This is a genomic window from Nonomuraea sp. NPDC002799, assembly GCF_053592075.1.
In genome coordinates this window covers 98,571-111,405 of the sequence record NZ_JBSFVA010000019.1, presented here as the reverse complement: position 1 = coordinate 111,405, position 12,835 = coordinate 98,571, and the positions used below count along the sequence as shown (strand labels likewise).

The 12,835-nt window shown below is 73.1% G+C and carries 6 protein-coding genes; 2 read left to right on the top strand and 4 right to left on the bottom strand.

The window, feature by feature from the left end:
• Positions 1-28: 28 nt before the first annotated feature.
• Positions 29-2,281, bottom strand: coding sequence for a pectinesterase family protein (locus ACWD0F_RS30525; RefSeq protein ID WP_449881334.1), 2,253 nt, complete (start codon positions 2,279-2,281; stop codon positions 29-31).
• 225 nt (positions 2,282-2,506) lie between these two features.
• Here ACWD0F_RS30525 and ACWD0F_RS30520 point away from each other — a divergent pair, with 225 nt between their 5' ends.
• Positions 2,507-5,413 carry an endo-1,4-beta-xylanase gene (locus ACWD0F_RS30520; RefSeq protein ID WP_449881332.1) on the top strand — a complete coding sequence of 969 codons (2,907 nt, stop codon included), beginning with the start codon at positions 2,507-2,509 and terminating at the stop codon, positions 5,411-5,413.
• A gap of 62 nt (positions 5,414-5,475) precedes the next feature.
• On the top strand, positions 5,476-6,009 hold the full coding sequence (gene cpt, locus ACWD0F_RS30515) for a chloramphenicol phosphotransferase CPT (protein ID WP_449881330.1): 534 nt from the start codon (positions 5,476-5,478) through the stop codon (positions 6,007-6,009).
• 31 nt (positions 6,010-6,040) lie between these two features.
• Here the strand turns inward: cpt and ACWD0F_RS30510 are convergent, their stop codons facing one another.
• The 3 genes from ACWD0F_RS30510 to ACWD0F_RS30500 all read right to left on the bottom strand — a co-directional run bounded on the left by ACWD0F_RS30510 (position 6,041) and on the right by ACWD0F_RS30500 (position 12,783).
• Positions 6,041-10,468 carry a caspase, EACC1-associated type gene (locus tag ACWD0F_RS30510; protein ID WP_449881328.1) on the bottom strand — a complete coding sequence of 1,476 codons (4,428 nt, stop codon included), beginning with the start codon at positions 10,466-10,468 and terminating at the stop codon, positions 6,041-6,043.
• A gap of 223 nt (positions 10,469-10,691) precedes the next feature.
• On the bottom strand, positions 10,692-11,939 hold the full coding sequence (locus ACWD0F_RS30505) for a C39 family peptidase (protein WP_449881326.1): 1,248 nt from the start codon (positions 11,937-11,939) through the stop codon (positions 10,692-10,694).
• A 163-nt stretch (positions 11,940-12,102) separates the two neighbouring features.
• The gene (locus ACWD0F_RS30500; protein ID WP_449881324.1) at positions 12,103-12,783 is read right to left on the bottom strand and encodes an adenylate kinase family protein; all 681 of its coding nucleotides are present in this window, start codon (positions 12,781-12,783) and stop codon (positions 12,103-12,105) included.
• Between the last annotated feature and the right edge of the window lie 52 nt (positions 12,784-12,835).

Sequence of the window (12,835 nt, the reverse complement as noted above, 5' to 3'; positions counted from 1 at the left end):
TCGGCCCCGCCCGGCCCGCGCGCGCCGCTCAGCGCAGGCGGCCCGCGCCGGCTCCCGCCGGGACGAGCGCCCGCAACGCCTGCGGCGGATGGATCCGGGTGAACAGCGTCGGCGTCCAGCCGGCGTCGGTGCCGAGCGCCGTGCCGTTGGCCGCGTTGTACGCCGCCACCACGTCCACCGGCACCCGGTCCACCAGGTTGTCCTTGGCCGTGATCGCGGTGCCGTTGAACACCGTGAGCACCTTCGCCGCCGCGATGCCGTCGAAGGCGTTGCTCTGCGCGTAGACCTGTGACCGGAAGCCGACGCCGATGCTGTACCCGTGCCCGGCGCCGCCCGTGTAGTAGTTGTTGTAGACGTGCACCTGGCCGAAGCGCACCCGCGGCGTGCGCTGGCCGAGCCCCTCGAAGTGGTTGTGGTGCAGCGTCACCTTGAGCTTGTCCGCCTCGCCGTACCTGCTCTCGGTGTCGGTGTTGCCGATCAGCGACACCTTGTCGTGGCCGCTGAGGTGGTTCCACGACAACGTCACGTAGTTCGAGGCGCGGACCACGTCGAGCAGGCCGTCGTGCACCTGGAACGGGCGGCCGAAGTGGAGCGGCTGCCCCGAGTCGGGGTTCGCGCCGTCGTTGAGCGTGTTGTGGTCCAGCCACACGTGGGTGGCGGCGGAGACCTCGACGTTGTCGAAGGAGGCGTTCCAGTTGCCGTCGGCGCCGTCGGTCGGGTCCCACTGCGGGAAGCAGTCGGAGGTGTCGGTGATGGTGAGGTTGCGCACGATGACGTTGTCGGCGTTGGAGACGCGCAGGCCGAAGCTCTTCAGCGCGGCGTCGCGGCCCACGCCCATGAGGGTGACGTTGGAGCCGACCGCGATGCTGACGTGCTGGGCCATCTTCGCGTACGACGCCTTGCGGGCCTCCTCCAGCGGACCTGACGGGACGCTGGTCCTGCCCCAGACGGCCGGGTCGTAGGCGGCCAGGTAGGCGGGCAGGCTGTAGCCGCCGGTGGCGTAGTCGGCGCAGGTGAGCGGGGCGCCGGAGTCGTCGGTGTCGGCGTCTATGGCACCCTTCACGTAGATGATCTTGGGGGTGTTGTCGGCCGGGTCGCCGAGGGCGGCGATGAGCTGCGCCCTGGTCGAGACGGTGTGCACGTCCTCGCGGCGGGCGGCCGAGCCGCCCGTCGTGCCGGTGGTGGCCGCGGCCCAGCCGTCGCCGGCGGGCAGCGTCTCGCGCCCCGGCTCGGGCGGGACGGGGCGGGGGCGGCGGACCGGGTTCCAGCCGTCGCCGCCCGCCAGGTAGCGCTGCGGGGTGAAGGCGGCGGCCTGGCCGGCGTCGAGGCGCGGGCGGTCGGCGTTGTCCGTGGCGCCGGGGCCGTGGTTGCGGTATTCGGACAGGCGGGCGTCGCGCCAGCTCAGGCCCGACATGTCGGTCCAGGGCGCGTCCTTGACCTGCTGGCCGAGCCAGGACTCGCGCACCAGGACCTGGCCGCGGGCCGTGACGGAGCCGCCGGCGGGCCAGGGCCGCCCCAGATGGTACGTCCGCGCGGGCGCGTCGCTGGTCAGCCTGCTGCGGTAGATCAGGAAGCCGTACGGGTTGCTCAGCTCGGTGCTGGCCGCGGTGACGTAGCCGTTGTTGTCCGCGCTGCCCCGGTCGAGCGCCTTGATGACGCAGTCGTCGAAGACGGCGGTGGCGCGGCCGAAGATGAAGTCGACGTCGCCCTCCACGTAGCAGCCGTGGAAGTACTGCCGGGCCGTCGTCGTGGCGGAGGCGGTGTTGGCGTAGAGGGTGTCCTGGTTGCCGAGGAACCTGACGTTGTCGTAGACCTGCCGGTCGCCCGTGGTGCGCACGGCCACGGCCTGGCCGGCGCCGCGCGCGGCCTCGTCGTAGGAGTTCTCGAAGGTGAGGTCGCGGGCGGTGAAGTCGGGGGCGCTGATCACGTACGAGGCGCTGCCCGAGGTGCCGTAGACGCCGGAGCCGTCCGGCTTGGGCGTGGCCGCCGAGGCGTCGAACGTGAGCACCACCTCACGCGGGTCACGGGTGGCGCCGGCCAGGGTGATGTGCGGCTTGTCCGCCGGGATGACCACCTGCTGCTTGTAGGTGCCCGCGCGGACCAGGATGGTGACCGGCCGGGTGTTGCCGGAGGGGACGGCGTCGACGGCGGCCTGCACGGTCGCGTGGTCGCCGGTGCCGTCGGCCGCGACCACGATGGTGGCGCGGGTGGCGGCGGCCACGGGCGGCGCCGTCGCCACCGCTGTGAGGGCGACCAAGGAGAGGAGTAACGGAAGTCGCATGCGCAACCTCGCAGAGTGCGGCAATCGGTTGCATGAAACGTTCGCCCAACTCCGCCGACCACGTCAATGGAACGCAGTGAAACTGCACCTTTCCTGCAACAAGCGGTTGCATGTTCGATGACGCGTCGCGCGCGTCTTGACCGCGCTGACCCGCCGGATCTACAGTCCGCCTGATATTTATCGGCGTTTCCCTGAAACTTTCATGTCCGATGCCAGAGGAGCCCCGTGCGCACCCTTCGAGCCCTGGTGGTCGTCGCCCTGTTGTGCCTCGTGCCGGTGCTTCCCGCGCACGCGGCGGACCTCACGTACGACTTCGAGGACGGCACCGCGCAAGGGTGGGGGCCGCGCGGCGACGGCGTCTCCGTCACGGCGAGCCCGGACGCCGCGCGCTCCGGCACGAGCGGCCTGCTCACCACCGGCCGCACCGCCACCTGGCACGGCGCGTCGATCACCGCGCCCTTCGCCAGGGGCGTCGGCTACACCGTCACCGCCTGGGCCCGGCTGGTCGCCGGCCAGCCGTCCAGCACGATCGCGATGACCGTGCAGCGCACGCCGACCGGCGGCGAGACCACCTACGAGCGGGTCGCGGCGGCCACCGTCACCGATGCCGGATGGGTGCGCCTGTCGGGGAGCTACCAGTTCACCGCCGAATCCGCCGACCTGCAGCTCTACGTGGAAAGCTCCGACGCCACCTCCCAGTACGCCCTGGACGACATCGTCATCAGCCCGCTCGGCGACCCCACTCGGGAGCCGATCACCAGCGACTTCGAGGACGGCACCGCGCAGGACTGGGCGCCCAGGGCCGCCGCCACGCTGGAGTCCGCCCCGGCCGCCGCCCACGCGGGCGCCCGCGGCCTCGCCGTCAGCGGCCGGTCGGCCTCCTGGGACGGGCCCACGCTGAACGTGCTCGGCCGGATGGGCAAGGGCGACAAGTACGCCCTGTCGGTGTGGGTGCGGCTCGGCCCCGACACCCCCTCCGGCCGGCTCGGCCTGTCGATCGAGCGCAGGAGCGGCGGCACCCCGAGCTACGAGCGGATCGTCACGCCCAAGGAGCTGGTGGCGGGGGAGTGGGCGCGGTTGTCCGGCACGTACACGCTCGCGTACGACGTCGACTTCCTCGGCCTGTACATCGAGTCCGACACCGGCACCTTCCCCTTCCACCTGGACGACTTCTCCCTGACCTACGTCCAGCCCAAGCCCATCCAGACCGACATCCCCGCCGTCAAGGACGCGGTCCCCTTCACCATGGGCTCGGCGCTCACCAGGCCCGACACGCTCGGCGTGCACGGCGAGCTGCTGGCCAGGCACTTCGACGGCATCACCCCCGGCAACGAGCTCAAGTGGGACGCCACCGAGCCCAGGGAGGGCGAGTTCACCTTCGCCGACGGCGACCACCTGGTGGACTTCGGCACCGAACACGGCATGACGATCCGCGGCCACACGCTCGCCTGGCACAGCCAGACCCCCGACTGGGTCTTCGCCGACGCCGGCAAGGAGCTGCTGCTCCAGCGGCTGGAGACGCACGTGCGCACCCTCGTCACCAGGTACAAGGGCCGGATCGCGGCCTGGGACGTGGTCAACGAGGTCGTGGACGAGAACCAGCCCGACGGGCTGCGCCGCTCGAAGTGGTACGAGATCGCCGGCCTCGACTTCATCCGCACGGCCTTCCGCGTCGCCCACGAGGCGGACCCGGCCGCCAAGCTCTTCATCAACGACTACAACACCGAGTTCCCGCGCAAGCGCGAAGCCCTGTACGCCCTGGTCAAGCGGCTCAAGGACGAGGGCGTGCCGATCGACGGCGTCGGCCACCAGCTCCACCTGAACATCGAGCAGCCGCCCGCCTCCGACGTCGAGGACACCATCGAACGCTTCGCCACACTCGGCGTGGACCAGCAGGTCACCGAGCTCGACGTGAGCGTCTACACCGACTTCGTCTCCTCCTACGACACCATCCCGCCGGAGCTCCTGGCCGAGCAGGGCCACCGCTACAAGGAGCTGTTCGACGTCTTCAGGCGGCAGGCCGCCCACCTCAGCTCGGTGACCGTGTGGGGCGAGTCCGACGACGTGAGCTGGTTGCGCACCTGGCCGATCCCCCGGCTGAACGCGCCCCTGCTCTTCGACGACGACCTGCAGGCCAAGCCCGCCTACTGGGGCGTCGTGGACCCGTCGAAGCTGGCGGCGCGGGTGCGCAGGCTGGAGGCCCCGGCCGGCACGCCCAAGGTGGACGGCAAGCGGGACCTGGAGTGGGACCTGCTGCCCGACGCGCCCATCGCCCGGGTGGGCGAGGTGTCGGCGGGCTTCCAGGCACGCTCCTCCGTCAAGGGGCTGTACGTGCTCGCCGAGGTCACCGACCCGACCGTCAACGCGACGGACCAGGTGACGTTCACCGTGGACGGCACGCCCCACGTCGTCCGGCGCACGAGCCCCGGGGTCAAGCGCACGCCGGCCGGCTACCGGGTCGAGGCCCTGGTCAAGAAGGGCACCGGCGTCGGCGTGACCGTACGCGACCGCGTCACCGAGATCTCCTGGACCGGCGAGGTCACCGCCGTTCCCGCCGTCAAGCTCACCTCGGCCGCCCACCGCGCGCCCGTCCTCGACGGCGTCGTGGACCGGGCGTGGTCGGCGGCGCCGGAGGTGCGCACCGCCACCTGGATCCAGGGCACGTCCGGCGCGACCGCCAAGGTCAGATCGCTCTGGAGCGGGTCCACGCTGTACGTCCTCGCCCAGGTCACCGACCCCGTCCTGAGCGAGGAGTCCCCGAACGCCTGGGACCAGGACTCCGTCGAGATCTTCGTGGACCCCGGCAACGGCAAGACCAAGGGCTACGGGGACGACGACGGGCAGTATCGCGTCAGCTTCTCCGGCCGGCTCACCGTCGGCGGCACCTTCGACGCGGCCGGGGTGAAGGATCACCTGACGGCGGCGGCCAAGGTGGTGCCCGGCGGGTACGTCGTGGAGGCGGCCGTCGAGCTGCCCACGGTCACGTTGGGTGAGGGCGTGCTGCTGGGGTTCGACGTGCAGGTCAACGACGCCACGGGCGCGGCGCGTACCGCTGCGGTGACCTGGAACGACGCCAGTGCCCGCAGTTACCTCGACACCAGCCACTGGGGCGTGCTCCGCCTGGCCGGCTAGGACCTTCGCGACCGTGGTGAAAACCATTGGGCATGGGCGGGGCCGACCTCTACTGTGGCGCGGTGACAACTCAGGTGATTGTTCTCAATGGCGGCTCCAGCTCGGGCAAGTCCGGAATCTCCCGGTGCCTGCAGGCGATCCTGCCGGACCCATGGCTGGCCATGTCGGTCGACACCCTGGTCGACGCGATGCCCGCCGCCATGCGAGCGTCGGATGAGGGGATCACCTTCGCCCCTGACGGCCAGGTGCTCGTCGGGCCGGAATTCATGACCCTGGACGCGGCGTGGACCGAAGGGATCGCCGCCATGGCCCGCGCGGGGGCCGGGGTCATCGTGGATGACGTGTTCCTCGGTGGGGCGGGTTCCCAGGATCGGTGGCAGAAGGCCCTTGCCGGACTGGACGTGCTTTGGGTCGGGGTGACGTGCGACAGCACGGTCGCCGCAGGTCGCGAGATCGCCCGGGGCGACCGTGTCGGGGGGATGGCCGCGTTGCAGGCGGAAGTGGTGCACGAGGGCGTGGCCTACGACCTGGTGGTGGACACCACGCACACCGAGTCCTTGGTGTGCGCGCGGACCATCGCCGCCCGGGTGCGTTGACAACGCTGCATTCGAGACACTTGCCAGGCCGCTACGCCGGGCAGGGAGGTTTGTAGGGGAGGCCGGGGATGTGGCGGCCCCATTCGGTCTTGGTGATGGACATGCCTGAGGCGGTGCAGGCCGTTTCGCGGGCCTGGTCCACGTTCAGGCCCCAGAGCCGGACGGCCGGCCCCGACGCGGCGGCCAGGGTCGTGCCGTCCGGGCTGAACTCCACGTCCTTGACGCCGGGGCCGCCGGACCGGGCCGCCTCGGCGAGGACCGCCCACAACGCGGGCCGGGCCGGCTCGGTGATCGTCCACAGGCGGATCGTGGCGTCCTGTGACGTCGTGGCCAGCGTCTTGCCGTCGGGGCTGAAGGCCAGGGCGGTCACGTCGGCGGTGTGCCCCTGCAGGGTGGCGAGCGGCCGGGGGCGTTCCGGGCGGGTGACGTCCCAGAGGCGGGCCGTACCGTCCGCCGACGCCGTGGCCAGCGTCTTGCCGTCGGGGCTGAAGCGGACCTCGGCCACCGCGCCCGTGTGCGCGGCGAACTCCGCCAGCTTGCGCGGCTTGGCGGGCTTGGCCAGATCCCACAGGCGGACCGAGGCCGCCTCCGAGCCGGTGGCGAGCACCCGGCCGTCCGGCCGGAACGCGGCGGTGCCGATCCGGTCGGCGGCGGCGCCGGGCGCCGCGCGGGCCTTCGGGGCCGCGGGTTCGGCGACGTTCCAGAGCAGCGTCCTGCCGTCACGTCCCGTCGTCACGACCGTCTTCCCGTCCGGGCTGTACGCGGCCGAGCGCACGCCGTCCGTGTGGCCGGTGAGCGTCGCCACCACCTTCGGCGCCGCCGGTGCGGAGACCCGCCACAACCGCGCCGTACGGTCGAGTGACCCCGTGACCAGATAGCGGCCGTCCGGGCTGAACCCGGCCGCCAGGACGGCGGCGGTGTGCCCGCTCGACGTGGACGTGAGCGTGGCCGCCGCGGGATCGGCGACGTTCCAGAGCTTGACGGTCATGTCCTCGGACGTGGTGGCGAGCACGCGGCCGCCCTTGGCGATGGCCAGGCCGTTGACGGCGCCCGTGTGCCCGGCGAGCGTCGCGCGGGCCGCGGCGCGGGCGGGGTTGGCGACGTTCCACAGGCGGGCCGTGCCGTCGGCGGAGGAGGAGGCGAGGGTGGCGCCGTCGGCGCTGAACGCGACACCGGTCGCCGCGCCGGTGAAGCCGGTCAGCGTGCCCGAGAGCTCGGGCCCGACCGGGTCGGAGACGTCCCAGAGGCGGACGGCCGCGTCGGCGGAGGCGGCGGCCAGGAGGTCGCCGTCCGGGCTGAAGGCCACGTCGCCGACCGCGGACTCGCCCGCCGCCGTGCCGACGAGGCGGGCCGCGGTGATGTCCCACAGGTCCACAGAACCGGTGCCGGAGGACGTGGCGAGATAGCGGCCGTCCGGGGCGAACGCCACGCTCCTGACGTCGCCGCCCGGCGCGGTCAGCACCCCCAGACCGGCAGGCTCGCCCGTGGTGCGCACGTCCAGCAGCGCGATCCCGCCGGCCGAGGTGACCGCGAGCAGCCGCCCGTCGGGGCTGTAGGCCACCCGCGTGGGGTCGGCGGCCTGCCGCGACACCGACGACTGACGGGGGCGCCGGAGATCCGCGACGTTCCACAACCGCACCGTTCCGTCGGACGACGCCGTGGCCAGCGAGTCGCCCTTGGGGCTGAACGCCACGGAGACCACCTGGTCCTTGTGGCCCTTCAGCGTGGACAGGGCGCGTGGCTTGGCGGGGTCGGTCACGTCCCACAGCGCGGCGCTCTCGTCGGCGGAGCCGGTCGCCAGGACCCGCCCGTTCGGGCTGAACGCCACCGCCAGCACGGCCTTCGTGTGGCCCTTGACGACGCCCGCGCTCTTGGGGCGCAGCGGGTCGGCGACGTTCCACAACCGGGTGGTGAAGTCGCCCGACGCGGTGGCGACGACGCGGCCGTCGGGCCGGTAGGCGATCCGCTCGACGGGCGCGGTGTGCCCGATCATGCGAGCGCCGATGGGACGGGTGAGCGTGCCGAGCAGCGCCCCCCGGGCTTCCGGAGTGGCCGAGATCGTGTACGCGCTCAGCGCCAGCTGGGCCCCGAGCGAGCTGTCCGCCACCCGGCCCGCCACGGCGGCGACCTGGCGGGACAGGCTCTCGTCCCGCGCACCGGCCGCCTGCCTGGCCTGCCTGCCCGACTCCGCGCTCTGCCGCAGCGCCACCACCACGCCGCCCGCGGCCACCAGGACGAGGAGCGCCAGGACGGCGATCACGCCGCGCGCGATCAGCGAGCGCCGGCCCACCCGCCGCCGCGACGCGGCGAGGAACTTCCGCTCCAGCGGCTCGGCCCGCCCGCCGTCCCCCTCCTGCGCGGCTTGGTCGCCCGCCGCGTGTGCCGCCTGTGCGGCCGCCAGGCGGCCCTCGGTGTACAGGTGCGCCGGATCCTGCCCCTCCCGCTGCCACGCCGCCGCGTCCTCGGCCAGCCGCCGCCGCACCAGCAGCCCGGCGCCATCGGTGCCGACCCAGCTCCCGAGCCGTGGCCAGGCGCTGATGAGCGCGTCGTGGGCCGGCTCCGCCTCGGCCCCGTCCACGACGACCAGCCGCGCCCGGACGAGCTCGGCCAGCACCTGCCCGGCGACGGACGGCCCCTCGGCGGCCAGGCTCGCGACGGGCACCCGCCGCCGGGTGCCGCCGGTCCGCTCGTCCACCCGGATCATCCGGACCAGCAGGTCGCGCGCGATGGGCTCGGACTCCGCCGACAACCGCCGCAGGGCCTCCTCGCCGCTCGTCGCCACGGCCCGCGCGACGCCGCCGGCCGCCCGGTAGCCGGCCATGGTGAGCACGCCGCCCGTACGCCGCTGCCAGGTCGTGAGGAGCGCGTGGGACAGCAGCGGAAGCACGCCGTCCGGCCAGTCCAGCGCCCGCAGGTCCTCCAGGACGAGGTCGGTGAGCCCGGCCTCCAGGGACAGGCCGGACCGCACGGCCGGCTGCTCGATGGCGGCGCGCGACTCGGCCTCGGTCATCGGCGCCACGATCTCCGGCCGCCGCATCGCCTCCAGCAGCCCCGGGTACGACGCGCAGCGCCCGAAGAACTCCGACCGCACGGCGATCACCACCGCCGCCGACCGGGACGCCGCCACCAGCGCCTCCACGAACCGCCGCCGGGCCCTCTCGTCCGAGCAGGCGGTGAACACCTCCTCGAACCGGTCCACCACCAGCAGCGACCGCCGCGGCAGCGCCCGCCCGGCAGCGCCGGGATCCGACTCGATGACCGCCCGCAGCCGGGCCGGATCACCGCCGCCGAGCGCGGCCAGCTCGGCGGCCAGCGTCCCGACCGGCTGCGCGCCCGGCCTCAGCACCAGGCACGGCAGGTCCTCGCCGAACTCGCGCCGCAGCGCCGGGATCAGCCCGGCCCGCAACACCGACGACTTCCCGCACCCCGACGGGCCGGTGACGATCAGCGGGCCGCCCGTCTCGAACGCGTGAGACCCGATGACGACCGGCGGCCCGCCCGCCCGCAGCGCCTGCCGCGCCCGCGCGAGAAGGGACCTGGTCAGCTCGTCGCGGCCGAAGAACATCCCGGCGTGCTCGGGACCGTACCCGGCCAGGCCGCGATACGGGCACTCCAGGTCGCCCGGGGACGCGATCGGCGGCCCTGACCTGCGCGGACCCTCGTGGGCGGAGTTGTGCGCGAGCGGGGGCCGGTCGCCCAGGTTCGCCGCGCGGCGCCGCGGCCGGGGGAAGCCGGCATCGGGCAGCGCGCTGGCCAGGTGCCGGTAGAGGTGGTCCAGCGTGAGCTCCTGCGGCCCCGCCGGGTCGCCCTCGTTCAGCAGGCGCAGCAGCGCGCCGCTGAGCGCCGTGTGCCGCACGCCGGGCAGCGCCCAGGAGTTCTCGTCCCGGCTCGACGACGCCAGCACGTACGCGCTGCGCCACGTCCCCTCGAAGACCTGCTCGACCGCCTTGGCCGGCGTCGGCCGGCCGCCTCCGCCGAAGCAGCAGTCCAGCACCGCGACGATGAGCTCGGCCTCGGAGGAGGCGAGGATGTCGCGCGCCACGCGGTAGGGGAGCGCCTGATAGCCGGGCACGCCCTGGCTGAGGTCCACGGTGGCGCGCGTGGCCAGGTGCAGCTCGTCGTCCTCGCTGAACAGCCCGTGCCCGGCGTAGTAGAACATCAGGACGGACGTGGCCTCCCGGGCCGCGCGTTCCAGCGCCTCGCCCAGATTGGCGGGGGTCGCCGGGTCGAGCAGCACGGTCAGGCCGGCCGGATCCAGGCCGCCCCGCTCGACCAGGCACCGGCCCACGTCGTCGAGGGTCGCCGGAATGGCGGGCACCTGCGGCAGCCGGGACACCGGGCGGTGCGTGCCCGTGCCCGCCACCAGGACGCGGGCGCCCTCTTCGGACAGCAGCAGGGGTGGACCGTTCCATGGGGCGGTCCGTACGAGCCGGGTCGTCGCGAATCGGTCCTCGGTCATCCGGCGCTCCACCGCGAGGAGGGGGCGATCGGGCTGGAGGCGCCCAGACGGCGGCCTCGGCTCGGAGCGCAAGCCGATGGCGCCGCGAACCCCCCGGTAGCCACAAATCCTGGAAAACTCCTGGTTGTCAGCGTACGCAGGTCTTCGCCCGTCGTCGAGCCACATTTGACAGCCCGCCGGGGCAACGGAGCCCGGCCACCCGATGGCCGGGCTCCGTGCGCCGCTACCAGTTGGCCGGCAGTCCCGGCGCCGTCGCGGGCAGCGGGTGGCCGGGCGGATGGATCACGTACGTCACGCCGCCGCTGCTCGACGAGCGCAGCCAGACGTTCTCGAACGCGGCGCGCGGATAGACGTGCCGGACGGCGGCGTTGCCCGGCGACGCCGGATCGTTGGCGATGACGTCGCCGCTCGCGGTGAACCCGACGACCGCCATCAGGTGGCCGTCGGTCCCGTAGCCGGCGCCCGGCAGCTCGCTCTTCTTGAACGACTGCGAGGTGATGACCGGGATGCCGGCCTTGATGAGCTGCTCCAGCTCGGTCAGCGACCGCAGCCGGGTGACGAACCCGTCCATGCCGTACCGCCCCGCGTAGGCCGTGTTGAACGGCCAGTTGCCCGCGCCCCCGTAGGCGTGGTCGTAGACGTAGCGGGCGGCGTGGTCGACCTCGGGGTTCGGGTCGGCGGGGTCGACCCAGGAGGTGTCCTCGGCGCTCGGCCACCTGTCCCAATAGCCGAGGATCATGGTGGTCGAGGTGGGGCTGCACCAGGCCTCGCCGCCGCCGTTCCACTCGGGGTAGTGGCCGACGTGCACGTTCTGGGAGCGGCGCGGCACGTTCAGCTCCGTCCCCCAGGCGCCGCCGCCGGGGCTGACCGGCACCGTCTTGCGCGCGGGCACGTTGGAGGCCATGACCCCGGACGTGCGTACGCGCGGCGTCACCGAGGAGCCCGGCGTGCGGTAGAGCGTGAGGCGGAGCTGGTAGCCGCTCAAGGGCTTGCCCGCGGCCGCGACCAGCGTGTCCACCGCCACCGTGGCGTCCGCGTCACCCTGGCCCGGCACCGAGGTGCGGCGGATGTCGCCCTCGGCGTAGGACCAGCGGCCCAGGGAATACCACTTCGTCAGGCCCGCCGCGTTTCTGGCGCGGGCCTCGACCTGCAGCCAGCTTCCCGGCGGGACGTCCGCGGTCCAGGAGGCGATCAGCTCGGTGGCCGGGAAGCCGATGACCTGCTCGGAGCCGGTCCAGCGGGCATATTCCCACGTCTTGGTGCCGAGCGCGTCGGTGTAGCCGACGGTGCCCGCGGCCGAGCCGAACGACAGGCCGTCGCCGGCCGTGGTGCCCTCGAAGGTGCCCGAGGTGAAGTCGGCCCGCTTGAAGAGGACGTCCGGCACCGCCAGGGGCGCCGGTGTCGCGCCCGCGGGCGAGGAGAGGGTTGTGACCAGGAGGAGGGACGACAGGAACACGGTCAGCGCGCGCATGAACCCACCTTCTCTGAAGGCGCTCGATGGGGCTGAGAGTAGGCAGAGCGGGTATGCGAAGCATCGGGAAATCTACGTATCGCGCGCTGTTCGAAAAGAATCGGCCGCACTTCGACCGCGTCGCCGCCCGTTTCGGCCGGGTCGGCGGCCCGCCTCGTTCGCGTCAGCCGCTCGCCTCGACCGGGTCGGGCTGGGGCGCCGGGGTGTAGGGCGGCAGGTTGAAGCGGGTGCGGATGGTCTGCTGGACCGTGGTCTTGTCGGCGCGGGCGTCGATGGTCATGACGTACTCCTTGCGCCGGAACAGCTCCACCACCGGGTCGATCTTGCTGTGGTAGTCGCGCAACCGCCGGGCCAGGGCGTCAGGGGTGTCGTCCACGCGGGTGACCAGCTCGCCGCCGCACACGTCGCAGCGGCCCTCGACCTCGGGCCGGTGGGCGATGAGGTTGTAGTCCATGCCGCACCGCGAGCACAGCCGCCGGGCCAGGACGCGGCGGCGTACCTCCTCGTCGGGCAGGTCGAGGTGGATCACGCCGTCGAGGTCGTAGCTCTCCAGGAAGAACTCCGCCTGCGGCCGGTTGCGGGGGAAGCCGTCGATGATGAAGCCGTAGTTCCAGTCGTGCAGCGCCAGCCGGTCCTTGACGACGTCCGCCACCAGGTCGTCACCCACCAGCTCGCCCGCCGCGACCAGGCGGCGTACTTGGGCGCCGAGCTTGGTGTGGTGCTTGACGTGCCAGCGGAAGACGTCGCCGACGCTGATGTGCACCAGATCGAGGTCCTGGGCGAGCAAGGTGCTCTGGGTGCCCTTGCCGCTGCCCTGGACGCCAAGGATCACGTATTTCCGCATGTCCCACTCCTGGGGTCTGTGTCATCGCTTGAGCATGGTCACCATCCCATTC

Coding starts and splice junctions, on each gene's coding strand:
- ACWD0F_RS30510 (WP_449881328.1), bottom strand. CDS start 10,468: ATGACCGAGGACCGATTCGCGACGACCCGGCTCGTACGGACCGCCCCA.
- ACWD0F_RS30505 (WP_449881326.1), bottom strand. CDS start 11,939: ATGCGCGCGCTGACCGTGTTCCTGTCGTCCCTCCTCCTGGTCACAACC.
- ACWD0F_RS30500 (WP_449881324.1), bottom strand. CDS start 12,783: ATGCGGAAATACGTGATCCTTGGCGTCCAGGGCAGCGGCAAGGGCACC.
- ACWD0F_RS30525 (WP_449881334.1), bottom strand. CDS start 2,281: ATGCGACTTCCGTTACTCCTCTCCTTGGTCGCCCTCACAGCGGTGGCG.